The sequence below is a fragment of the Colwellia echini genome, assembly GCF_002843355.2.
Classification (GTDB): domain Bacteria; phylum Pseudomonadota; class Gammaproteobacteria; order Enterobacterales; family Alteromonadaceae; genus Colwellia; species Colwellia echini.
This window is the reverse complement of sequence record NZ_PJAI02000015.1, coordinates 1-24,847: the sequence shown is the minus strand read 5'-3', so window position 1 is coordinate 24,847 and position 24,847 is coordinate 1. Positions and strand designations below refer to the sequence as shown.

The 24,847-nt window shown below is 37.2% G+C and carries 15 protein-coding genes; 9 read left to right on the top strand and 6 right to left on the bottom strand.

All coding sequences use genetic code 11. From position 1 onward, the window contains the following. Window positions 1–154 precede the first annotated feature (154 nt). The 6 genes from CWS31_RS12650 to glmU all read left to right on the top strand — a co-directional run bounded on the left by CWS31_RS12650 (window position 155) and on the right by glmU (window position 11,926). Window positions 155–2,869: an EAL domain-containing protein gene (locus tag CWS31_RS12650; protein ID WP_101342620.1), complete on the top strand. Its 2,715-nt coding sequence runs from the start codon at window positions 155–157 to the stop codon at window positions 2,867–2,869. 445 nt (window positions 2,870–3,314) lie between these two features. Further along, window positions 3,315–3,944, top strand: a complete 630-nt coding sequence (locus tag CWS31_RS12645) for a PEP-CTERM sorting domain-containing protein (RefSeq protein ID WP_101342619.1) — start codon at window positions 3,315–3,317, stop codon at window positions 3,942–3,944. 545 nt (window positions 3,945–4,489) lie between these two features. After that, window positions 4,490–7,033 carry a nitrite reductase large subunit NirB gene (gene nirB, locus CWS31_RS12640; protein ID WP_101342618.1) on the top strand — a complete coding sequence of 848 codons (2,544 nt, stop codon included), beginning with the start codon at window positions 4,490–4,492 and terminating at the stop codon, window positions 7,031–7,033. 15 nt (window positions 7,034–7,048) lie between these two features. Then, on the top strand, window positions 7,049–7,405 hold the full coding sequence (gene nirD / locus CWS31_RS12635; protein WP_101342617.1) for a nitrite reductase small subunit NirD: 357 nt from the start codon (window positions 7,049–7,051) through the stop codon (window positions 7,403–7,405). A gap of 96 nt (window positions 7,406–7,501) precedes the next feature. Continuing rightward, window positions 7,502–10,210: a nitrate reductase gene (locus tag CWS31_RS12630; protein WP_101342616.1), complete on the top strand. Its 2,709-nt coding sequence runs from the start codon at window positions 7,502–7,504 to the stop codon at window positions 10,208–10,210. A gap of 342 nt (window positions 10,211–10,552) precedes the next feature. Further along, complete coding sequence (glmU, locus tag CWS31_RS12625; RefSeq protein ID WP_101342615.1) at window positions 10,553–11,926, top strand: bifunctional UDP-N-acetylglucosamine diphosphorylase/glucosamine-1-phosphate N-acetyltransferase GlmU; 1,374 nt, start codon at window positions 10,553–10,555, stop codon at window positions 11,924–11,926. Window positions 11,927–12,215: 289 nt separating this feature from the next. Here the strand turns inward: glmU and CWS31_RS12620 are convergent, their stop codons facing one another. The 5 genes from CWS31_RS12620 to CWS31_RS12600 form a co-directional block, all read right to left on the bottom strand. Beyond that, window positions 12,216–13,793, bottom strand: a complete 1,578-nt coding sequence (locus CWS31_RS12620; protein ID WP_101342614.1) for a DUF1254 domain-containing protein — start codon at window positions 13,791–13,793, stop codon at window positions 12,216–12,218. 424 nt (window positions 13,794–14,217) lie between these two features. Further along, window positions 14,218–15,681, bottom strand: a complete 1,464-nt coding sequence (locus CWS31_RS12615) for a DUF1254 domain-containing protein (protein ID WP_101342613.1) — start codon at window positions 15,679–15,681, stop codon at window positions 14,218–14,220. Window positions 15,682–16,052: 371 nt separating this feature from the next. After that, window positions 16,053–16,499: a hypothetical protein gene (locus CWS31_RS12610; RefSeq protein WP_148747765.1), complete on the bottom strand. Its 447-nt coding sequence runs from the start codon at window positions 16,497–16,499 to the stop codon at window positions 16,053–16,055. A gap of 73 nt (window positions 16,500–16,572) precedes the next feature. Further along, window positions 16,573–18,444, bottom strand: coding sequence for a hypothetical protein (locus CWS31_RS12605; RefSeq protein WP_148747764.1), 1,872 nt, complete (start codon window positions 18,442–18,444; stop codon window positions 16,573–16,575). A gap of 164 nt (window positions 18,445–18,608) precedes the next feature. Then, window positions 18,609–19,496 (bottom strand): type 2 periplasmic-binding domain-containing protein, encoded by an 888-nt coding sequence (locus CWS31_RS12600; protein ID WP_148747763.1) that lies wholly within the window; start codon window positions 19,494–19,496, stop codon window positions 18,609–18,611. Between the two features lie 286 nt (window positions 19,497–19,782). On the opposite strand from CWS31_RS12600, the gene CWS31_RS12595 reads away from it, so the two are divergent. Both CWS31_RS12595 and glmS read left to right on the top strand, forming a co-directional pair. Further along, window positions 19,783–20,547, top strand: coding sequence for a DeoR/GlpR family DNA-binding transcription regulator (locus CWS31_RS12595; RefSeq protein ID WP_101342609.1), 765 nt, complete (start codon window positions 19,783–19,785; stop codon window positions 20,545–20,547). Between the two features lie 121 nt (window positions 20,548–20,668). Then, window positions 20,669–22,501, top strand: a complete 1,833-nt coding sequence (glmS, locus tag CWS31_RS12590; protein ID WP_101342608.1) for a glutamine--fructose-6-phosphate transaminase (isomerizing) — start codon at window positions 20,669–20,671, stop codon at window positions 22,499–22,501. Window positions 22,502–22,707: 206 nt separating this feature from the next. Here the strand turns inward: glmS and CWS31_RS12585 are convergent, their stop codons facing one another. After that, on the bottom strand, window positions 22,708–23,613 hold the full coding sequence (locus tag CWS31_RS12585) for a PhzF family phenazine biosynthesis protein (protein WP_101342607.1): 906 nt from the start codon (window positions 23,611–23,613) through the stop codon (window positions 22,708–22,710). Window positions 23,614–24,077: 464 nt separating this feature from the next. On the opposite strand from CWS31_RS12585, the gene CWS31_RS12580 reads away from it, so the two are divergent. After that, entirely contained in the window at window positions 24,078–24,572 is a 495-nt protein-coding gene (locus CWS31_RS12580; protein WP_101342606.1) for a hypothetical protein, read from the top strand. Window positions 24,573–24,847: the final 275 nt, after the last annotated feature.

Below are 24,847 nucleotides of genomic sequence, written 5' to 3'. Positions count from 1 at the left end.
TCTCAACGATTATGGCTTTCTTATTTCTAAAATACATAAACTTATTTTACGATGATATGACAAGTCTTTGCTATGCTTAGAAAATGGTTATACCCCCCCCTGAATATATAATACATTTTGTTGAGATTTAAGGGCTACAAATAAAGGAGAAGGGATGTCTTCTATTCGAACAGAAGTAAGATCAAAAAATACCATTTTAATTAAATTTTCTTTAGGTTTGAGCTTACTTTTTTTAGTCATGATTACCGCTACTTATATTGTGGTAGACCGCGTTGCTAAAGATCATCTAATTAGTAAAAATAAAGAATTGATTGATGAAACTGGCTCACGCATTGTGTCTGAAATCTCACTACATATTAGTATTGCGGAAACCTTAGCTCGCAATTTAGCTACAGTTGCTGAAAACCTACCTAAAAATCCACAACTATTCGATCGCGTTATTCCACAAATGCTTGCTTTGCAAGAGAGCCAAAATCTTATAGTAGGTGGTGGTATATGGCCTGAGCCTAATAAGTTTACTCAAGGTGTTAAGCAACGAAGCTTTTTTTGGGGACGAGATAATAATGGCGAATTACAATATTTTGACCAATATAATGACCTAGCAGGTAGCGGTTATCATTTTGAAGAATGGTATGTTCCGTCTCGTTATAGCAAGCCTGGTGAGTGTTTGTGGTCTAAATCATATATGGATCCCTACACTTTAGCGCCCATGGTAACTTGTACCGTTGCAATGTTTGAACAACAAGAATTTATAGGCAATGCCACTGTTGATGTAAGTTTACAGCAACTTAAAAGCATACTAGCTGAAAGTAGCGCTAAATTAGGCGGCTATGCCTATGCTGTTGACCGTCATAATAAGTTTCTGTCTTTTCCTGATGAACAATTAACTAAAATAACTAGTCGCAATAAAGATAACTATACCAAAGAATATATTACCGTTAATCAACTTGCCAAAAAGCTAGAGCTATTTCAACCTATCGCAGATATTTTGGAGGAGGTGAATTTAGGTTTAATTACGTCAGTAAAAGACAAGAATAAGCTACTCGCAGAAAAAATAGCCGAACAAAGCGAACAAATATCACAACAAGACGCTGAATTAATTGTCGCCAATATGTTAATCCTCAGAGATGAAGGTGAGCATAAAAATATTAAAACTGTATCAGTTACCAATAAGTATGACTTTATTCTAGATGAGCCAGTGCATGTGTCGGTATTTATTATCCCTGAAACATTATGGAAAATTGTGGTTGTTACCCCACAAAAAATAGCGATAGATAGTGCAAGTAAAGTAGCCAACCTGATTCTAATTCTACTTATCGGTATTATGATTATTGCGGCATTTCTAGGATTTTTCTATTGTCGACGTTGCTTGATTGTTCCTATGTATGAAATGGTCAATCAACTGCAACACCCCATAAAAGATAAAGCTAACCCGAAAAAAATGCTGGATGACAGCAGGCAAGATGAATTTGGCCTACTAGCCTATCATTTTAATAAAACTAAAATGGCGCTCGATGCCAAAAACCATCATTTAGAATTACAGATCAAAGAACGTAAAGAAGTTGAATATCAATTAAAGCATTTAGCCTTGCACGATCCTTTAACAGGTTTACCGAATAGGTTGCTATTTCAAGACCGATTACAACAATCTATTGCGCTGGCTAAACGGCATATTCAAAAATTTGCGGTGTTCTTTTTAGATTTAGACAATTTTAAAATAGTTAATGACACTATGGGGCATGATGCCGGTGATGAATTATTAAAAAAAGTAGCGCTGATGTTATCGGATATTGGCCGAGAAACAGACACAGTTTCACGTTTAGGTGGCGATGAATTTGCTTTTATAAACAACAAAATTAACAAAGCAGAAGACGCTATGGTTGTGGCGCAGCGTATCAATAAATTATTGAAAACACCCATAATGGTTAACGATAATGATATTCATATTGGCAGTAGCATAGGTATTACCATTTATCCTGAGGATGCTCAGAGCAGTGAAGAGTTATTACGCAATGCAGATATAGCCATGTATCAAGCGAAAAATGACGGTCGTAATATCACTCGTTTCTTTACTAAAGAAATGAACGCTAAATTACAGCAAAATAAAGAAATATTGGCTGATTTAATCAAGTCATTAACACAGGGCCATTTTGAACTGTACTATCAACCGCTGTTCACTATCGACAATAATACCTTAGTAGGCGCTGAAGCTTTAATACGTTGGCATCATCCGGAAAAAGGTATGATCCCGCCTGATGTGTTTATAACAATTGCCGAGCAAAGCGGTTTAATTCATGAGTTAGGTGATTGGGTACTAGCGCAAGCATGTCGAGAAGTGAAACGCTTTTTAAGTGCAGGCATTTTAGCCATTAGAATCGCTATTAATATATCGCCAGTGCAATTTAGACGTAAAGACTTTGTCTCAAATATGTTACGTATTCTACAAGAACAAGATGTTAGCCCTGGCTTTATCGAACTAGAAATTACTGAGGGTGCGGTAATGGATAATGTTGATGAAGCTATTATCACGATGCAAAACTTAAAAGATGCTGGTTTTCAGTTGGCAATGGATGACTTTGGCACAGGTTACTCTTCACTCAGTTATCTAAAGCGTTTCCCTATTCAAAAAGTAAAAATTGATCGCAGTTTCATTGCAGAAATTGAAAATGATATAGACAGTAAATCTATTGCGAGAGCAATTATCCATATGGGTCATTCTTTAGGTCTAAAAGTACTGGCTGAGGGGGTTGAAACGCAAGAGCAATTACAATATCTATATGCTGAACAATGCGATTATGTTCAAGGCTACTTTACTGGCAGACCAATGCCTGCGAATGATTTTTTGAAAAAATTTACTATCGTGACTTAGAATAAAAAACTTGTAGCTGACCGTCATTACTAACTTCAGTTCACGCTATTGGTTACCCAAAGTGATATGACTTTTTCGCTTTATCAAATTGTGTTACTTAGTAGTAAGTAACACATATATTTAACATACTGATTACATAGATATATTTCATCTTAAAGTGTCTGTTTTATTTACACATCAAACCAGTTTAATTGTACAAAAAACCTATACCATTGATTTTTAGTGTATAAATTTTTTTGGCTTGATTCGTGCTTTTTATCAAGTAGGTTTCAAAGTTTTTAGATTGAACTACTGTTAATCGCAATTAATATTTAGATAGTCGTAACTAATAAAAGCTAAATGTTAACAAATGGAACTGAATGAACAATATTTGAGAAGAGCTATAGACTCAACCAAATACATAAATAAACTAACAATTCATAACATTACATAATGGAATTTACTTATGAAAAAAATATTTAAAAATATAGCTACCGCAGCAGCATTAACTCTTTTTTGCGCTAGTGCATCAGCGACAATTATCTTTGAAGATGACTTTAACCGTGCAGATAGTAATACTGTTGGAAACGGTTGGTCTACAATCGAAGATGATAATAATGATGTAGCCATCGTTAACGGCGCATTACGATTACGTGACTTTATTTGGTTTAGTGTAGATGCAGAAGCAGCTCATGCTAATTCAACCGAATCATTTAAAGATATTTATATTGATTTTAGTTGGGATGAATTAGGGCCATCAGATAGTAATGATACTCTCTCTTTAAGTTGGTCTAACAATGGTACAAATTGGAACAACCTTTGGACTACTGGCTTAGGTGGTTCACAAGGTTTTGAATCTGTTTCAGTTGGTGCTATTACTGGCGCAGATGATTTGAGTACTTTTACTTTTAGATTTAGTACTGATGTAACAGATTTTTTGTCAGGTAATTTTGAAGGTGCACTTATTGATAATGTAGTGCTTCGTGGTACTGCGTTGGCGGTTCCTGCAGTGTCGGTTCCAGAACCTCTTTCAATTGCTTTATTAGGTTTAGGCTTAGCAGGTATTGGTTTATCTCGTAGAAAGAAATCTGCGTAATTATCTATAATTACCTGATTGTTATGCACAAGCTGCATTACTAATTGAGTTAATTATCAAAAACTAGGCTGCCTTATTTAAGGTAGCCTTTTTTATTTGCACAACAGTATTTTTATAATAGCGTTTACATTATTGCTAGTAATAAGCATACAAACCAACTCATATCACTTGAAGGTAATTGATTTAATACTTCAATTGCTAATTATTTGCCACAAACCTGTCACTCCTTTGATTTTTCTATTATTAGTCATAGAGAAGTTAACAAAACCTCCTATTTTTATTGGCTTTCAACCACTTTACACAGTCGATTATATTTTGTAACAGTTTGCACCTTGTCAGTGCCTGCTAATGATCAACCTAGTGCAAAAACTCGAACCTATTTAGTGCACTATAATGCAAGCTGTTGTTATTTAATTAAAAAATAAATTGGCACCGCATTTGCTCTATTAATGGCATGTTGAGAATAATCGTAGTTCGTTGCGCCGTGAGTAACTAAGCGATTTTAATTCATTGTCGAATTAGTAAGTAAAAGTAGGATTAACAATATGAGCACAGATACAAAATTTAAAATAGTTGTAGTAGGTAATGGCATGGTTGGCCATCACTTTGTTGAAGAAATGGCAAAAAATGCTAATTCACAAATCACAGTGCTTTCTGCTGAATCACGATTAGCCTATGACCGTGTTTATTTATCTTCATACTTTGCAGGTAAAACAGCAGAAGATCTTGCTTTAACTACTCCTGAAAATTATGACGCATTAGGTGTTACCTTTAAAACTAACGCTAAAGTAGTCGACATTAATAAAGCAGCTAAAGTAGTTACTACTGAGAGTGGCGACACCTTTGAGTACGACAAACTTATTCTAGCTACGGGCTCTTATCCTTTTGTTCCGCCAATTCCTGGTGGCGATGTTGAACATGGTTTAGTTTACCGTACTATTGAAGATTTAGAAGCCATTGAAGCTAGCGCTAAAGTAAGTAAAGTAGGTGTGGTAATTGGTGGTGGTTTACTTGGTTTAGAAGCAGCAAAAGCCGTAAAAGAACTTGGTTTAGAAACTCACGTAGTTGAATTTGCACCACAATTAATGGCAGTGCAAGTTGACGGTGGCGGTGGTCGCTTATTACGTACAAAAATTGAAGAGCTAGGCGTAAAAGTACATACATCAAAAGCAACTAACGAAATTGTTGCAGGTGACACATGTCGTTATAAATTATGTTTCAGCGACGGTACAGAGCTAGAAACCGATTTAATTTTATTCTCAGCGGGTATTCGCCCGTACGATAACCTAGCACGTGACTTTGACTTAGAAATAGGCGCACGTGGCGGTATTGTTATCAACAATCAATGTCAAACATCAGACGAAAACATCTACGCTATTGGTGAATGTGCGTTATGGAACAACTTTATCTTTGGTTTAGTTGCGCCAGGTTACAACATGGCTAAAGTTGCAGCAAAACACATTGCTGGTGAAGAAGGTGAATTTACTGGTGCTGATATGAGTACCAAGCTGAAACTTATGGGTGTAGAAGTTGGCTCAATTGGTGATGCACATGCTAAAACCGAAGGAGCTTTAACTTATACCTACGAAAACCAACCTGAAGGCGTTTATAAAAAGATTGTAGTATCTGCCGATAAAACTCGCATGTTAGGTGCGGTATTAATTGGTGATACGGGCGATTACGACACATTACTACAATACATGCTTAACGGTATTGATTTACCTGAATCGCCAGAAGGTTTGATTTTACCAATGGGTAGTGACAAACCTACGCTAGGTGTTGATTCTTTACCTGCCACAGCAAGTATATGTTCGTGTCATAACGTAACTAAAGGCGACATTATTGATTCAATTGACGCAGGTGCTTGTACTGTTGCTGAAGTTAAGAGTTGTACTAAAGCTGGCTCTGGTTGTGGTGGTTGTGCGGCGTTAGTTAAAAGTGTTGCTGATAACGAATTTGAAAAACGCGGTGTTGAAGTTAAAAAAGACATTTGTGAGCATTTCGCATACTCACGTCGTGAAATATACGACATTGTAACAGCAGAAAAAATTAAAACTTTTGATGAATTATTGTCAAAACACGGTAAAGGTTTAGGTTGTGAGATTTGTAAGCCGTTAGCGGGTTCAGTGCTTGCTTCAGCTTGGAATGACTACATTCTGAAAAAAGCCCATTTATCATTACAAGATACTAACGATACCTACTTAGGTAACATGCAAAAAGACGGTACTTACTCAATAGTTCCTCGTATTGCTGGTGGTGAAATCACTCCAGACAAGCTTATTGTTTTAGGCGAAGTAGCTAAAAAATATAATCTTTATACCAAAATTACTGGTGGTGCTCGTGTCGATTTATTCGGTGCGCGTGTTGAACAACTTCCACCAATTTGGAAAGAGTTAGTTGACGCTGGTTTTGAAACAGGTCATGCCTATGGTAAATCATTACGTACGGTTAAATCATGTGTCGGCTCTACTTGGTGTCGTTACGGCGTTAAAGACAGTATTGGTATGGCTATCGAATTAGAGAACCGTTACAAAGGCTTACGTGCTCCACATAAGATTAAGTTCGGAGTGTCTGGTTGTACTCGTGAGTGTGCTGAAGCGCAAGGTAAAGATATTGGTATTATCGCCACTGAAGGTGGTTGGAACTTATATGTAGCAGGTAACGGTGGTATGAAACCTCGCCACGCTGACTTATTTGCTACCGATTTAGACGATGAAACCTTAGTTAAATACGTTGACCGTATTTTAATGTTCTACGTACAAACAGGTGACCGCTTACAACGTACTTCTACTTGGTTAGAAAACTTAGAAGGTGGCTTAGCTTATCTACAAGAAATAGTAATCAATGACAGCATCGGTATTAACGAAGTGCTTGAAGCTAAAATGGAAAATATTGTTGGTACTTACCAATGTGAATGGAAAACAACCATTGAAGATCCAGAAGCGTTAAAACGTTTCAAATCATTTGTTAACTCAGATAAAACTGATAGCAATATTCAGTTTGTTACTGAGCGAGAGCAAATTCGTCCGGCACGTGACGAAGAAAAAATAGCTGTAACTTATATCGATGCAGCTGCAGAAACAGCGTAATAGGAGAGCACCACAATGACTACATTAACTGATAAATCTTGGAAAACTATTTGTGATACAACTGATCTAGTAACAGATTCTGGTATCAGTGCCTTAATTGCTAACGCTGCTGGAGAAGATGAGCAAATTGCCATTTTCCACATTCCTAACAGTGAAGAGAAAATATATGCTGTGGGCAACTATGATCCTATTGGTAACGCCAATGTATTATATCGCGGCATAGTTGGTAGTATTGAAGACGAGCCTGTGGTTTCTTCGCCTTTATACAAGCAACACTTCTCGTTAAGAACGGGAAAATGTTTGCAAGAAGATAAAAGCATATCGGTGTATCCGATCCGTATCGAAAACGAACAAGTACAAATACTTTATTAAGTTAAGTAGTACAGGTTATTCGTTTGGTAAATACGATTACAAGAGAGTTCAAATGAACTCTCTTGATCTATGGTTAAGTTGTTTGAGGAGTTCAGTATGAGCAGCGTAAGCACTGCTTCAACGCACGTTTCACCTGACGCTACAGTATGTACGCCGTCACTTATTCAAAGCACTTGTGCCTATTGCGGCGTAGGTTGTGGTGTTGATATTAACGTAACTGATAATAAAGCTGTGTCTTTAATTGGCACCGCAGATCATCCTGCAAACAATGGTAAATTATGTGTTAAAGGCAGTAACTTGCTTAACACTATTGATTTAACAGGTCGTTTGTTATCTCCTGAAATTGCGGGACAACAAGTGAGCTGGGATGACGCAACGGATCATGTTGCGCAAAAATTTAATGATATTATTAAACTGCATGGCCCAGATTCTGTGGCTTTTTATGTGTCAGGTCAGTTATTAACAGAAGATTATTATATAGCTAACAAGCTAATGAAAGGCTATATAGGCTCTGGCAATATAGATACTAACTCTCGTCTTTGTATGTCATCAGCAGTTACCGCTTATAAACGTGCTTTTGGCGAAGATGTAGTACCTTGTACTTATCAAGACCTTGAGCAAACTGATTTATTAGTACTTACTGGCTCTAATGCGGCTTGGACTCATCCTGTTTTATACCAACGTATTGAGCGCGCTAAAAAAATTAATCCTGCAATGAAAATTGTGGTGATTGACCCTCGTGAAACAGCAACCTGTGAAATTGCCGATAACTTTATTCAATTAAAACCAGGTACAGATGCTGCATTTTTCAATGGTTTATTAAATTATTTAAGTGAAAATGACGGTTTAGATACACATTACATTGCTGAATTTACTGAAGGTTTTGAGTTGGCATTAGCTGAAGCGGCACAATGGTCAGTTACTAAAGTGGCGGCATTTTGTGAAGTGAGCGAGCAAACGCTAATAAGCGTTTATCAATTATATTGCAGCAGTAAAAAAGCGATCACCTTTTACTCTATGGGTATCAACCAATCATCGTCAGGTGTTGATAAATGTCAGAGTATTATTAACTGTCATTTAGCGAGTGGTAAAATAGGTAAAGCAGGCTCAGGTCCTTTCTCTATTACTGGTCAACCTAATGCTATGGGCGGAAGAGAAGTGGGCGGATTAGCTAACCAGCTTGCTGCGCACATGGATATCGACAATCCTCAGCATCAAGACAAAGTTCAACGTTTTTGGCAGTCACCTACTATGGCAACCAAGGCGGGTGAAAAAGCCATTGATATGTTCGACAAAATAGCTTCGGGCGATATCAAAGCAGTATGGATCATGGCAACTAACCCTATGGTAAGTTTGCCGAACCGTGAAAAAATTAGCGAAGCTTTATCAAAATGTGAATTAGTAGTCGTTTCCGACTGTGTAGACAGTAACGACACCCTAGCGTTTGCCGATGTTAAGTTACCTGCGACGCCTTGGTTAGAAAAAAATGGTACGGTAACTAACTCAGAACGTCGTATTTCTCGTCAACGCAATGCAGTAACTCCTGCAGGTGAAGCAAAGCACGATTGGCAGATTATTCAGGAAGTTGCTAAAAAAATGGGCTTTAGTGGCTTTGAATTTGATGATGTTAGTGATGTTTTTAAAGAGCATGCGCAATTAACTCAATTTGAAAATGACGGCGAACGCTTACTTGATTTAAGTGGGTTAACTCAGTTAACAGCAAAAGAATATAACGATCTCACGCCAATTCAATGGCCCGTGAATGCACGCCACCCTGACGGCTGTGCTCGTGTTTATGCTGACGGAAAATTTAATACCACTTCGGGTAAAGCCCAGTTAATTGCTATTACACCACAGTTGCCAGTACAACGTACCTCAACTGAATTTCCATTTTTATTAAATAGTGGTCGTTTACGTGATCAATGGCACACCATGACTCGCACGGGTAAAACAAGTAAGCTGTCGGCGCATACTGACAAACCGTATTTGTATTTACACCCAACCGATGCAGCTAACTTAGCCGTTGAAAATGATGACATGCTGTCAATTACTGCAAGTACAGGTGCGGCAATTGCGCACGTAAAAGTGGATGATAAACAACGCCCTGGCGAATGTTTTATGCCAATTCATTGGAACAAAAGTTTTGCCTCACACGGAAATGTTAGTGCGTTATATCAAAGCATTGTTGACCCGCTATCAGGACAAGCTGAAAGTAAGCATGGCGCTGTTGCGTTAAGTAAAAAATCATTTAAACAATACGTTAGTGTACATACTGCTAGTGATACCAATGTAACTGCTGATTTCTGGGTGAAAAGTGCCACTGAATACGGCTCTGCTTATCAAATGGGGTTAGATGAACCAACTGTTGATGCAATGGCGTTTAGTCAACAAATTAGCGGTTTATCTGGTGAATGGATGATGTTCGAGCAAGACGATTTTTCGTATGTTGTTTGTTTACAAGCGGGTAAATTAGTCTTTTTAAGTTACTTCTCAAACAGTTGGCCGGAAATAGAACAAGCATGGCTTGATCATGTGTTTGCCGAACCAAGTCTTGAATTTGCTACTATTCAATCATTATTGCTTGGTATTGCCAGTGAGGAGTTTAGTCAAGGTAAGCAAGTCTGTAGTTGTTATAGTGTGGGTGAAAAAAGTATTATTTCCGCTATTGAACAAGGTTGTACAAGTGTTGATGAACTAGGCGAAAAATTACAATGCGGCACTAAGTGTGGTTCATGTAAGCCAGAATTAGCGAGTTTAATTCGCCAATATCAACCTGACGATGTAATTATGAAAATAGCGGTTTAGTTTTTAGATTTAAACAAGCGCAAACAAGTTCCCGCCTATGTTGTAACTCAAATGAGGCGGGAGTTTTAAATTCCATTCAATTACCTGGTTTTAAAATTACCGGCTTTGAAACTTTGCTTAGCTATCAGTTAAGGATAAGTTCCATTACTTCACATACCTGTCGTTGTAGGCGGAAATTTATTCACGCTGATATTAACAAAGTCCAATTGAAATCCTAATCTTGGTGGGATTTCTATTCACTTATTTATAATCATTTAATTCATTTTATTCATTTTATTTAAAAGCGTCGTTAACTTGGTTACAATGTGCGCTCTTCAATTATGCTCATTTAATGGATTTATCATGTCACTTTCAGTTGTTATTCTTGCCGCGGGTAAAGGTACTCGTATGCGCTCATCTTTACCTAAAGTACTTCATCCAATAGCAGACAAGCCTATGGTTGGTCATGTTATTGACAGTGCTCGTCAACTTGGCGCAGACAATATTTATGTTGTTTATGGTTTTGGTGGTGATGTATTACAACAGCGTATTACTGGTGATGATTTAACATTTGTTGAGCAAGTAGAGCAATTGGGCACAGGTCACGCTGTTGACCAAGCATCACCTTTCTTAAAAGATGATGAAAATGTACTCGTACTTTACGGTGACGTTCCTTTAACTAAGGTATCTACTTTACAGGCTTTATTAGCGGTTAAGCCTGAAAACGGCATGTCGTTATTAACCGTAAATTTAGCCAACCCAATGGGTTATGGCCGCATTGTTCGTCAAGAAATTAATGGCGAACATCAAGTAGTTGGCATTATCGAACAAAAAGATGCCAGTGCAGAGCAATTAAAAATTAACGAAGCAAACACTGGAATTTTATATGCCAACGGCGGCGATTTAAAACGCTGGTTAAGTAATTTATCAAGCGATAATGCGCAAGGTGAATATTACCTTACAGATATTATTGCCTCAGCACACGGTGAAGGCAAAGTTATAGCAACAGCCCACCCTGACACCGAAATAGAAGTTGAAGGTGCAAATAACCGTGTGCAGCTTGCTCAGTTAGAGCGTGCTTATCAAGCACGTATCGCTGAAGAGTTAATGATTGCAGGCGCAAGTTTACGTGATCCTGCGCGCATTGATGTTCGTGGTAAATTAACCACAGGCACTGAAGTAAATATCGACGTAAACTGTATTTTTGAAGGTACGGTAACATTAGCTGATAACGTGGTAATTGGTGCTAACTGTATTATTATTAATAGTACTATTGGCGAAAATGTTGAAATTAAGCCTAACACTATTATTGAAGATTCAGTTATAGAGGCCGATTGCTCTGTTGGTCCATTTGCGCGTATTCGTCCAGGTTCAATCATGAAGCAAGACTCACACGTGGGTAACTTTGTTGAAATGAAAAAAACTACCTTAGGTAAAGGCAGCAAAGCAGGGCACTTAAGTTATCTTGGCAACGCTGAAATTGGCGCTAAGGTAAACATTGGTGCAGGTACTATTACCTGTAATTACGATGGTGTAAATAAATCAACTACGGTTATTGGCGACAATGCTTTTATCGGCTCTAACAGTTCATTAGTAGCACCAGTAACTATTGGCGCCTCGGCAACAACAGGTGCGGGATCAGTAATTACCAAAGCAGTTGAAGACAGCCATTTAGGCTTAGGCCGCGCTAAACAGCGTAATGTGAGTGGTTGGCAACGTCCGGTTAAAAATAGCTAATAGTTAATGTCTAACTTATAGTAATTAGAAGTAACTAAGTTCATTATTATAGAAAGCGACTGCGTATTGTAAATTCACTTACAATACGCAGTCGCTTTTTTATTGGCAGTCTTTATTTTGCTTTTCCCCAATTCAGGCTAGTGAGTTAAAAAAATGGCACCTAAAAATAAATTTAGATGCCATTATATTTAACCTGAGTTCGATGTATGGACTCAGGTTATTTAGCTTAACTCAATGTTTATAGTTCAGCGCCTTTAACTTAACGCTGCTCAATCAATCATTTTATGAGTTATTCAACAAGTTGAATTTCACTTGGACGCCAAGTTTTCTTTAACCAAGGTTCAAGTGGTCCATACATTCTTAAGATAGTGAACCAGCTTTTTCCTGGAATGGTTTGTAACCAGTTACCTTCAAAGCCTTTAGGTGCTTTAGGTCCAAAATATACATCCATTGAACCATCGGCATTTTCTTTAAAGCCTTCAGTTTGGCTACCAACACTTGGTTTAGGTTGATCGGTTTGTAATTGCGATCTTGTTTGCGTGTCGTAAAGCGTAAATGCCCAGAAGTTATTTACTGGAACATTAGCAGGTAAAGTCACTTTATAGGTTTTAGAGCCGTCCATCGCTTTTTTGTTTTCATCAACAAAACCTACCGCGTAATCTGAACCTTTACCAGGAATAGAAACAGCCATGGCAGGTGTTACAACAGTATAGCTATAGTAAAAGAAGTCTCTCGCGTCACTGTTCATTGTGTGACCATCTTTACCATTAAAGAAAACATTCTTGTCTAAAAAGCCCATCATCCACGAACTGTTTGTATCTGGGTAAATTTGAATACCCTTCATGTTATCAACACTACCGCTAGTTCTTGGGTACCAAACAATTGAGCGTGCAGTAGCATTACCAATAGCAACGGCATCCGTTAGAATCTTTTTCATTCTAGCGTCTGGTGCAAATGGCTTGCCTTTTTGAATACCAATAGAAGCAAATAAACCACGTGTTTCAGGGTCTAGCATTTCAAGTGGCTCTTCTTGAATGGTTTTATTAATTTCCTCGTAGAAGGTAAAGTCGTTGTGGTGAATTGTATTGAATGGATTCTCAGAGCCATTTACAAAGTTCATTTCTGGAATATTATCAGCCATAGACAGCGGATAAACTTTTACAGTTTCTTTAGCTAATTTCACCGCTTTTTCTAAACCACCAGCAATATTTACTCGCATGAAATTCCATACTTTGTACGTTGGAGATTTCACTACGTAATAACCTTTAGGAACATCGCCTTCATAACCAGGAGGTAATACTAAGAATTTACCACCTTTACCTTTATCTGGTCCAAAAACACCAATATCGCTAATGTATTCAAACCAAGCACTGTTAAAACCGCCTAATAATCCTGGAGGAGCTTCAACAACCATTGGACCATTGGTTTTCAGGTCTAATGAAGGAATAACGTATAAAGTAGAAGTGTTTCCGGTAAGAAAGGTTTCTTTAGAGTCGAGTAGCTGTTCAAAAATTAGAATGTCATTGAATTTTACGTTTGCGCCAATGGCCTTAGGTCCTTCAATTAATTCTCTAACTGATGCACCTTGAATACCTTTTAAAAAGGCGTCAACGCCGCGAGAACGATCTAGGTTGTCATAAACCAACTGCACGGTTTCAGTTGTTGGTGTACCATCAAAAAAGTTCAATGTACCAATAGATGTTTCTACTACATCAGGCGTTAAAATTCCTTCAGGAATATTTGTCGTTTGCGTATAAGTGCCAACAACAGGTTCTTCATTAACGGCTGATTTCTCGGCGGTTGCTTGGCATCCAGTGCCTATTGCAGCAAATGCAATCAGTGATGCAAAAATAATCTTATTTTTCATACTTATCTTCCAATATAGTGGTGTTGAAGTTATTTAGTAAAGTTGATTGGTAGCAAGTGATTCGTACATGCGAAAAATACGAAATCAGCTACTTTCTATGAATACCAAAATGCGGTTCATAAAGAGTCATCAATCAGTTTAATTAATCCCTTATTTTACCGCTCACCGTTGATGTAAAAGAGATTGTAGCGAGGGTAAAATAGTATAAGCAGGCATTTTCCTCAAAGTCAAAAGAAAGAGAATAAAGTTAAGGGAATATTTAGTGTTTATTGATTAATATCTATGTTTTTCTAAATACTTTAAGAAAATGGCATTCAAAAATTAATTTGAATGCCATTTTTACTACGTATGAAATCGATCATTTAATTAATGGATCTGGTGTTAATAATTATAGTTTCTAAACTACAGCCTATTAACCCATTAACTACTTTTTATACATTTTTGGCGCAGTCCAAGTACCACTAAGTGCAGCTTCTTTAGGCCAGTAAAGACGCATGTACGATGCAAATGGACCCTTTGGTGCTGGTAGCCAATTGGACTCCAGTTCTTTACCAGGAGATTCATGTTGAATATAAAGAGTTAATGAGCCATCACTACCTTTTTTCATGTTCGGTAACATAGGTGAATTGATAAGATAGCGATTAATTGGGTTAGCAACTAACAAACTCTGTGGTAAGTCATACATAGTTAAAGACCAAAACGCGTGGACTGGAGGCAGTTCACCTGGTGCAAAGGTCACTGTGTACTTATTCTCACCGTTTAGTGGATTTCCTTCACTATCAGAGCGGTAAACTGGATACATAGCTTCTTCTTTTGCATTACCATAAATGCCAATAGTACCCATCCAACGGTAAAAGTAATTGTCTTTCAAGTATTCACGAGAGCCAAAAACATCACCTGAGGTGATTTCTCCTTTAACTAATTTTTCTACGCCACCAGCAAATTCCTTCCATGCTTCTGCACGTCCTTGTTCAATGGCCAATTTCATCTCTGGTGAAAGGTTTGCAGCGTCAAAGTTCAAGTTGGCGCCTATACCAATTTTATTGAAACGTGATCTTAGTGCTTTTTCACTCGGTACTACAGGGCTGTAGCTAAGCACGAAGTTCATTATATTGAAAAAATCTAGTGATGTTTTCTGTTCAGGCTTGGTTAACGGTTTGATAAAATCAATCACTGGTGCTGCAGGAGGAGGTGTTGTACCTAAGAAAGCAGATAACGGTTGTGATTTATATTGAGCTTGAATTTTGCGTACATTGTCAATGTCGTCAGCATCGAATAATTGTGTACGAAACACAACAACACCAAAGTCAGTATCAGAAACGTAAACTTTTTTGATGTTTTCAGGTGTTTCGCCTTTCCAGCTAGGGCCCACTATCATTACATTACTAGCGTCGTTGCCTGTGGTTCTTGAACCAGCGTAGCCGATAATATATGTATAAGCATCCCACATTTGTATATCGTAATAACGATTTTCTTCAATCTTAGGTACTGATAATACAACAGGCTCTGCACGAAGATCTAAACCTAGCCATGAATATGGGGTATCTGAATTTGGCGTTTGTACAGTAGTATCTGCTGGCGTGAACACATTGTTAATGTTCTTTATTTCATTCCAGGGGGCTTTGTAGTCAGCACTATCTTTGTCTATATAATAAGCATACTGAACCCGGTAGTTGTCCACTAAAGGATAACCATAAACGTAGGCTTCTTTAGCTATCGACTTAATTTGTTCGGCCGTTAGCCCAGTTGTACCTAAAGTTACTGGTTGTGAAACTGGTTTGATTGCTGGCGACGCAGCAGAGGATGTATCCTCGTTAGTATTATTACAGCCAGCCAGTAAAGTAAGCGAAAAAGCACTTGCGACTGCTAATTTGTGAAATTTTTTCATGATTCATTTAATCCTTTATATTGATTACCCAAGCTTTAAGTTAATTATGGGTAGTTAATAGCGCAATTAGTTTAAACAGCAGTTAAGACGAAGCTAACTCGCAGTGACAATATATTACAAAATGCTATATGTATCATGTTTTATTTTAACGGATAAGCGTAATCAAGTGCTGTAACTTTATAATGCTTGAGAGAGAGCCATTAGTTACAATTTCACGAGTATAGTAATCAACTTGAGTTCGGGGTAAGCAAAATGCTACAACCCCCCTTGTACCACTAATCATTAAAACTATTGTAGAGGTGAACTTCTAAACAGTTGATATTATTGCCATACTGTATTTCGTTACCCCGATCTCAGGCTAATCAAACTACTTAAGGTATTTGCGGTGGGCTAAAAAAAGAGACTTTTTGATAAGGGTAAGTAATAGGTTCAACCGTTTGTTGGAAATTTAATTTACGTGATATTTTATTTTTGCTTTTTAATGTTATCTTTTTGGCTATTACGTCCATTTTCGTTTTATTAAAGCGGATTTCGGGGGCATTAAATTTTTGGTTGTTGATAATGCCTGAGGTATCTTTTAATACTAACTTTCCTTGATGCCAAAAAGCTTGATTGAAGTGTAAATGACTATTTTTAAGGTAGAGAGTCCCTTGTTCAAATGTGGTGACTTTCTTTGAGCTGAGGTGTGAAAATAAGAAGTAAGACTTTTTGTTCAGTTGGCTAAAGTCTTCAATAAAGCGTTCTGCGGTAATTTCGAAGCTTAGTTTGGTTCTATTATCTTCTGTTTTACGGTAAAACTTATGTTTAGTATTTGTCATTACTGAGTTTACCTCAGTAGCCAAAGCTACCGAGGTAAGCTGTAATGCACATAAAGCAAAAAGCGTGATGAAATTAATCAATTATTACGCAATCACTTTTCACAGCATTGTCATCAATTTCTGTACACTCTAAAATAAAGTTATCAAGCACGGCTTCTGACTTTGGTTCAATATCAATATTAATTTCTGCAGGCACTGCATAAATCATAGTAGCACTGTAACCAGCATCATTATTACTGTAATCAAGGGTAGTTCTCGAATCCCAGTCTACAGGCTCACCATCAACGTATGTTCCAGATGAACACATCGGAGAACCCATAAGTTTTGAATAGTCTTCAGAATAGGTTAAATCACCACAATCAATGCTTGCGCTAATATTAAAATCATCTCGGTCTAGCGCTGTTTCAGGTGAATAGAATGCCTGTAAATTAACTTTACCTTCAACAGTGTTACTATAATCTGCTAAATCAATAGGAGATTTACTGCCATCTTCAGCATTTAAGTTAGCTAAAAAGGCATCAATGATTGCAATATTCTTCTCTTGTTCAGCAGTAGTATCATCATTATTTAAACTATATTCTTTTTTTCCTATTTCAACGATTTTAATCAAACTAGTTTTCGCTAAAGTAAGATATTTAGGATCGCTATGTAAACGGCCAAAGTTGTCGTCTTTGTAGAGTAGATCAGGGCTAATTTCAGCAGTAGTATATTCTGCTTCAGCATTAATAGTGCTAGCGCTATACTCTTCAATATATTCCTGCAACTGTACATCATAAACGTAACTATAATCGATAACGTCTAGCTCTTTAGCAAATGACTGTGGTAGGTAATAGCTATCGGATGCATAATTATAAGCACTAAAATAACTTAATACACTTGAATAACCTAGCGCTATAGCTTGTATTGCATAGGCAGCCTCAGCCGTTAAGTTTAAATTAGCTTTTGCGCCATAATTAGCAACATAGTTAGGATCTTCAAAGCTTTGACCTAATGTGTCACTAGCTGCAGCAAGACGCGTACTCATTTCAAAAAATAAGCCTGAAATATCTTCAGTAGAGCCTGTAGATGCTTTTAACATTGCGTCTGAAGCATTTAATGAGGCATCAATAATTTGCGGCAAAAATGCGGTATAACCTGAGTCATTAGAAAGTGTTATACGGTTTTGCACGCGAGGGTCATTTAAAATTTCAACAATAGAAAAAATTGCTTTTAATGCGTTAATATCATTTTTGTTACTACCGTCATCGGTAGCTAAAATAGTATTAATCTCTGCTAAGAAACTTTCTATATCAAGTTGCTCAACGTTATCAACAGCTTCTACTTTACTAATTACGTCTTCAATGGCGGTACTATGATAGCCTTTTGATTGTGCTAAGCTTTGCTCCATATGTTTTTGCGCGGCTTCGAATGTTACTGCTTCAACACCAGTTACTTGCCAAACTTCTTGGTAAAAATCGTTTCCATTTAAATTTAAAATATCAGCGGTTAACTTAGTAGAATCAAAACTTGTTAGGTCAATACCATTTTCAGGATTGCCGTCAGCATCAATGGTTTGTAATAGTGAGGCTATTTTTATGGCCTTCTCACTATCTTCTGCAATATCAAATGGCGTTACGATAGGGCTTTCTACTGTCATGTTTGCGATAGAACCCAATTCAAGATCGCCAAGTTTAAAGGTACATGCATCGCCTAGTTTGTAATCGAACTTACCTTCAGCATCTGTAACCCCTGAGTTATCACCACATTCATAATTGATACCAGCAACAGCACTATCAATAAAGGTACCTTCAAGAGTTTTATTTTCGTCTATCAGATCATCTATCTTATCTTCAATGACATCAGCAGCATCTTTTACTGAGTCTGAGCCTCCACAAGCTGTTAATAATGAAATTGCTGCTGCAATAGCGGTTACTTTGAATAATTTTTTATTTGAAAGTGTCATCATAGGAAATCCTTTTGTGATGTTAATGTAAGAATAAGTGAATATATTAATTAAATTTAGCTGACTTTTATAGCACATAAAACCAATTTAAGTAAGTTGGTTTTATTCACTTATAAAGTATTATTTTTCAGCTTAATGTTTTTCTTATGTTTTAAGTCTAGTGTTATTTATAGCTCGTTAGGCGATAACCAGAATTTTGGATCATCGAGTAACTCACTGTCAACAAAGAGTGGATTATCTATTTTTATAACTTTTCTGTTACGCATGCCGGCGTGTTTTATTTCATCTAAATAGTAATCATTAAACAACTGTCGTAATTCACCGTTTGCTAGCATCATAGTTAGGCCAGATTGAAGTCGTTTTGCAAGGCGCGGTTGATTAGGGGCAACATAGGCGTATGTTGCTAGCTTTAACTCAAGAGCAAGCGTTGGCTCAATAACAACAGTGTCAAGATTGTCTTTTCGCTTTGATAATTCTTCAAAAACCTCATTAATACCGCGAGGAATATAATCAAAACGCCTATGTGCTAACATTGAAAACGTACCTTCAAAATTAGAAGATTCTACTGTTTGAAAGCCGTTAACCCTGAAAACATTAGTTATTGTCCAATCACGACCCAAACCGACACGTAACTTTTTTAGATCTTCAAGTGTTTGAATGTTAGCAAATTTAGGTAGATCTACTTTATTTGTTAATAGTAGCCGGTAACTATTTACACCAAAGCGCAGTGGGAGCTTTATTGGAATCGTTTTTTGGTTCCATTCCTCATTCGCGATTCTTATACAAAGATTAACAAGTTCGCCATCTTGCATCATTTTAAGCGCACGTCCTGTTACAGCAGACTGACTTGTTTTTTCTATTTCATAAGCGCCATATTCGGGAATAGTAATCTCTAAGGCTCGTTTAATAACGGCATCTTTATGTGCTTCTTTGTTATCAAAACCAGATTGTGGTCCTAATAATTTAACAACGTCTATTGCAACCGCCATCGATGAGCATAGCGTTAATAAACAACTAAAGATGAGTAGAAAGGTTCGTGTTACAACAATATTCATATTTTCTCAAAACGGTTAATTTGCCCTCACGTAAGCGAGTGCTTAGCAATACTAACAAAGTATATAAGTAATATTCAGATAGTGTTAGTGATTAGCCTTTTCTCTTCCTTCTACTCTATTTAATTTAATACTTAATGGTGGAAACTAAACAATAATTGCAATAACTTTCGAAATGAAAGATAATTCGCACAACTTTGAAACTAAGTGCTACAGATTGAAATTTTATTAATGATGCTTTTGAAAGCAATTATCATGAAATCATTCCAATAATATAAAGTAAAAAATCATGTCTAAACGCAATACTCAACAACGTCGTCATAACATTATTACAGACTTAAACGTCCGTGGAGAAGTGAGTGTAGAAGGTTTAGCCAAGCAATTTGATACTTCTGAAGTCACTATTCGTAAAGATCTTGCCGCTCTTGAGAATAGCGGGTTGTTGCTCAGACGTTTTGGTGGTGCTATTGCATTACCTAGAGAAATTACCGAAGCAAAAGTTGATTTGCTATCAGAGCAAAAGCTACTGATAGCTAAGTCTGCGGCAACGCTTATTCGTGATCACAACCGCATTATTATTGATAGCGGACAAACAACCTCAGCATTAGTAGCAGAATTAGCAACTAAGAAAGGTTTAGTTGTGATGACTAATGCGTTAAGTATTGCTAATGAAATACATGCGTTAGAAAACGAGCCAACCTTATTGATGACCGGCGGCACATGGGATGCAAATTCAGAAGCATTTCAGGGACAAGTGGCCGAACAGGTTTTACGGTCGTATGACTTTGATCAGTTATTTATTGGCGCAGACGGCATTGATATAAAACGCGGTACTACCACCTTTAATGAATTAACAGGCTTAAGCCGTGTTATGGCTGAAGTGGCGCGAGAAGTTATCGTGATGGTTGAATCAGCCAAGATAACCAAAAAAATACCGAATTTAGAACTAAACTGGCAGCAAATTCATACTGTAATTACAGACAACGGTTTGTCAGATGAAATGCGCACAGCCCTTATTGAACAAGGCGTAAACTTAATTATCGCCGAAGGTTAACTTATAATTTCAAATTGTTTTTAGCTTTAGCTGAAATGAATATTAATAATCAGATTTAACCAAACTCAACAACATTAAATCATTTTGCGTCACATGGCGTAAACATAAAGGAATCGAAACTATGTGTGGAATAGTTGGCGCAGTTGCGCAACGTGATGTATCAGAAATTTTAGTAGAAGGCTTAAGGCGATTAGAATATCGCGGCTACGATTCTGCTGGCGTGGCGATTATTAGTAACGACAATGAATTATTGACGACTAAACGTGTAGGTAAAGTACAAGAGTTAACGAAAGCACTAGAGCTAAACCCTATTTCAGGCGGTACTGGTATTGCGCATACTCGTTGGGCAACGCATGGCGTGCCAAGTGAAGAAAACGCGCATCCTCATCTTTCAAACGGCACCATTGCAGTAGTACACAACGGTATTATTGAAAATCATGACGAATTACGTAAAAAACTACAAGCTTTGGGTTATGAATTTGTTTCACAAACTGATACCGAAGTAATTACCCACTTAGTTCATCATGAGCTTAAAACCAGCGATAGCTTATTAGCAGCTGTACAAAAAACGGTTAAGCAACTTGAAGGTGCTTACGGCACAGTAGTTATGGATAAGCGCGATAAAGACAACATGATTGTTGCTCGCTCTGGCAGCCCATTAGTTATCGGTTATGGTTTAGGCGAAAACTTCATCGCTTCAGACATCATGGCATTATTACCTGTTACCCGTAAATTCTCTTACCTTGAAGAAGGCGATGTTGCACAAATCAGCCGCTTTGAAGTGAAGGTTTATAATACTTACGGTGAACCAGTCGAGCGTGAAGCGACAGAAGCTAATGTATCGCACGACAGTGGTGATAAAGGTGAATACCGTCATTACATGTTAAAAGAAACTTACGAACAACCAACATCAGTACGTAACACCCTAGAAGGTCGTTTATCAGGTACTGAGCTGAATATCGACACTTTTGGTCATGGCGCTGATGAAATATTCAAAAATGTTGACCACGTACAAATAATTGCCTGTGGTACTAGTTACCATTCAGGTATGGTTGCTCGTTACTGGTTAGAAGAGCTTGCCGGCGTGTCGTGTAATATCGAAATCGCCAGTGAATTTAGATACCGTAAATCGTTTGTGCCTAAAAACTCAATGATTGTAACCTTATCGCAATCAGGCGAAACAGCCGATACGCTAGCAGCTTTACGTTTAGCCAAAGAAATTGGCTACACCTCAAGTTTAAGTATCTGTAATGTACCGGGTTCATCATTAGTACGTGAATCAGATTTATCGTTTATGACCAAAGCGGGCGCAGAAATTGGTGTTGCTTCAACCAAAGCTTTCACCACGCAACTTGTTGGCTTATTAATGATGACCTTAGCCATTGGTAAGCATCATGGTATGCCAATTGAGCAACAACAAAGCATTGCTAATTCATTACAAACATTACCGAATAAACTTGAAGAAGTGCTAACGTTAGCGCCTTCAATTGAAGATCTTGCAGAAGATTTTGCCGACAAACATCACGCATTATTCTTAGGTCGTGGTGATCAATATCCAATTGCGATGGAAGGTGCGTTAAAACTGAAAGAAATTTCATACATTCACGCTGAAGCATACGCAGCTGGCGAACTTAAACATGGTCCGCTAGCGTTAATTGATGCTGAAATGCCAGTTATTGTGGTTGCTCCAAAAAATGATTTAATTGAAAAGCTTAAATCAAACGTTGAAGAAGTTCGTGCTCGTGGTGGTTTAATGTATGTATTTGCGGATGTTGACGCACACTTTGAAAGCGACGACACTATGAAAGTAATTAACGTACCGCATTGTGACGACATTATTGCACCAATTGTTTACACCTTACCGTTACAGCTACTTTCATACTATGTAGCTATTATTAAAGGTACTGATGTTGACCAACCACGTAACTTAGCTAAATCAGTTACGGTTGAATAATCTTAAAGTTACCTGATGATTTAGTGGGATAGCCTTAGTAGCTAATTCTCATTTCAGGACAAAATTTTCAATAACAAAAAAGCGACTTACTCATATAGAAGTCGCTTTTCTTATGTATTTATTACTGGTGTTTCGTCAATCCTGAGTCTAATCGGTTAGGTTAACAGTGATGACGCTGTAAACCTAAGCTATCACTAAAACTATCATTAAAGGTATAACTTTCCTTCAGCTACTAATATGGCATTACCACCAATGCTAACCTCTACATTATCCTCAACTACTGACAAAAGCCCAGCTTCAATCACACTTACACGTCTTGCTTCACTACCACGTTGCGCGGTAAATTTTAACGGTAAATCTTGTTTGATAAATTGATTCAAGTAACCTGAAAAGGCAGGAATAGCAGCACCAATAGGTGGATCATCATGTATTGAAAAGTTAGGGCCAAGTAAGCGGCAATGAAAATATAATTTCTCGTTTTGAGTACTAGTGGTGAAGAGAAATATCGCATTAGCAAAAGTTGCTGGCGCTGTTGAAGCTGCCCAAGCTTTGTAGTCAAAGTGAACAGACTCTAATGTTGCCACGTTATCCACAGGGATAAATAAATAGGGTACATGCGACGCAACTAGCATTGGATGAAAACTTTCAACCTTTAGTTGTTCAGGTTTCACTGTAAGTATGCTTGCTAACTCATCAAGTGTTGGAGTAAAACGATCGATTACTAACTTGGTTTGGCTAACAAATTTATTAAAAACAACTTCATTGTTTTTAATACTTACGGTGCAGTTAATATCACCACAAGCTTCGGTTAAAACAAAGTTATTATCTCCTTCAGTTAGAGTAATAATGTTTTGTTGAGCTAAGGTATAAATTGCTGCAATAGTGGCGTGACCGCCAAAATCAAATTCTCGTTTATGGTTAAAGGTACGGATTGATAAACTACTGTTATTATTCTCTGTTTTTAAAAATACAGTTCGCCATAAATTAAACTCCGTGGCAATTTTTTGCATCGTTTCATCCGATAAGGTATCTCCATCAAGCACCACGGCTATTTGTGCTCCTTCAAATAGTTTCTCGGCAAAAACATCAACAATTACATAACGACATGTCATAGGTATCCCCAAGTGATTTATTATATTTTTAATTTCCATTAAGCATTACATAAGTTGTTATATTTGCAAATAAATTGGCATAATATTTTATCTATATAGCCGTTAGATCTTAGTAACATTATACGCTTTAGTTACTTCATTTATTCTTCTTCACCCTAAACGCTGATAGGTACTACGGTATAATTAGGGATCTCAGGTTATTTAAGTAATATTTACGCCCATTAACGTAAGTTTTACATAAACAGCTCAACTAATTAACTCAATTCCTCTTGAGAATATAAATTTAAAAAACAATCTTTAAAATTTATATTCTCTACAGCTCAGTAAAAGCAAGGTTTAATCATATTTAAGAAAATTAAAGTAAGCATAATTATACCTTGGCTTGGCTGTTGCTTTATTAATAGCGTACAACCGAACATATGATTCTAAATCATTTTTTATAACCAATTTAATAAGGAATAATTATGAGTAATGTAATTACAGGTTTATTCGAAAGCCCATTAAAAGCAAAGATGGCAATTTCAAAGCTAGAGTTAATTGGAATTACTTCTGATGAAGTAAGTGTTGTCGCTAACGACTCATACTCTAAAGAAGACTTTGCTGTTGACGAAGGAACTAAAGCTGCTGAAGGAAGCGTAATTGGAGCTACATCAACAGGTATAATAGCTGCATTGGTTGCTGGTTTTACTACAGTAGGTGCAGTAGCTACAGGTGGTGCAGGATTACTAGTTGCAGGCCCTATGGTTGCAGCGTTAGCAGCAGGTGGCGCAGGCGCAGCAGCGGGTGGTGCAATTGGTGCAGTTATTGGTGCTTTTATTCCAGAACATGAAATTAAATACTATGAAGATGCAATTGAGAAAGGATCAATTTTAATTGGTGTTAAATATAACAGCGATAATAAAGACGAGATCAAAGACCTCTTTAAAAAAGCAGAAGCAGATAAAGTTTCAACAGCCTAATATTGCTTTTAACTGTATTTAGAAGTGATACCCAGTTTGTTACACAAATAATGTTATCGCTTAACTCCCATTAAATATGTGTTAAATATATTTGAGAAAACCAGTAGCATAGCTACTGGTTTTTTAGATTTAAATACTTTTAAACCTGTTCACAAAATCAATATCGCGGCATAAGCTTTTAAACTGACCCTTGAAAGCAAACTTAATAGAATTGATATTAATACCAATTTGATTAAGTTTCTTCTCAACTCAGAGCTATATTCGATACTCATTAA

Excerpts from the sequence above, each read along its gene's own strand:
- CWS31_RS12595 (WP_101342609.1), top strand. The coding sequence starts at position 19,783 with ATGTCTAAACGCAATACTCAACAACGTCGTCATAACATTATTACAGAC.
- CWS31_RS12620 (WP_101342614.1), bottom strand. The coding sequence starts at position 13,793 with ATGAAAAATAAGATTATTTTTGCATCACTGATTGCATTTGCTGCAATA.
- nirB (WP_101342618.1), top strand. The coding sequence starts at position 4,490 with ATGAGCACAGATACAAAATTTAAAATAGTTGTAGTAGGTAATGGCATG.
- CWS31_RS12600 (WP_148747763.1), bottom strand. The coding sequence starts at position 19,496 with ATGAATATTGTTGTAACACGAACCTTTCTACTCATCTTTAGTTGTTTA.
- CWS31_RS12580 (WP_101342606.1), top strand. The coding sequence starts at position 24,078 with ATGAGTAATGTAATTACAGGTTTATTCGAAAGCCCATTAAAAGCAAAG.
- CWS31_RS12615 (WP_101342613.1), bottom strand. The coding sequence starts at position 15,681 with ATGAAAAAATTTCACAAATTAGCAGTCGCAAGTGCTTTTTCGCTTACT.
- glmU (WP_101342615.1), top strand. The coding sequence starts at position 10,553 with ATGTCACTTTCAGTTGTTATTCTTGCCGCGGGTAAAGGTACTCGTATG.
- CWS31_RS12645 (WP_101342619.1), top strand. The coding sequence starts at position 3,315 with ATGAAAAAAATATTTAAAAATATAGCTACCGCAGCAGCATTAACTCTT.
- CWS31_RS12605 (WP_148747764.1), bottom strand. The coding sequence starts at position 18,444 with ATGATGACACTTTCAAATAAAAAATTATTCAAAGTAACCGCTATTGCA.
- nirD (WP_101342617.1), top strand. The coding sequence starts at position 7,049 with ATGACTACATTAACTGATAAATCTTGGAAAACTATTTGTGATACAACT.
- glmS (WP_101342608.1), top strand. The coding sequence starts at position 20,669 with ATGTGTGGAATAGTTGGCGCAGTTGCGCAACGTGATGTATCAGAAATT.
- CWS31_RS12585 (WP_101342607.1), bottom strand. The coding sequence starts at position 23,613 with ATGACATGTCGTTATGTAATTGTTGATGTTTTTGCCGAGAAACTATTT.
- CWS31_RS12630 (WP_101342616.1), top strand. The coding sequence starts at position 7,502 with ATGAGCAGCGTAAGCACTGCTTCAACGCACGTTTCACCTGACGCTACA.
- CWS31_RS12610 (WP_148747765.1), bottom strand. The coding sequence starts at position 16,499 with ATGACAAATACTAAACATAAGTTTTACCGTAAAACAGAAGATAATAGA.
- CWS31_RS12650 (WP_101342620.1), top strand. The coding sequence starts at position 155 with ATGTCTTCTATTCGAACAGAAGTAAGATCAAAAAATACCATTTTAATT.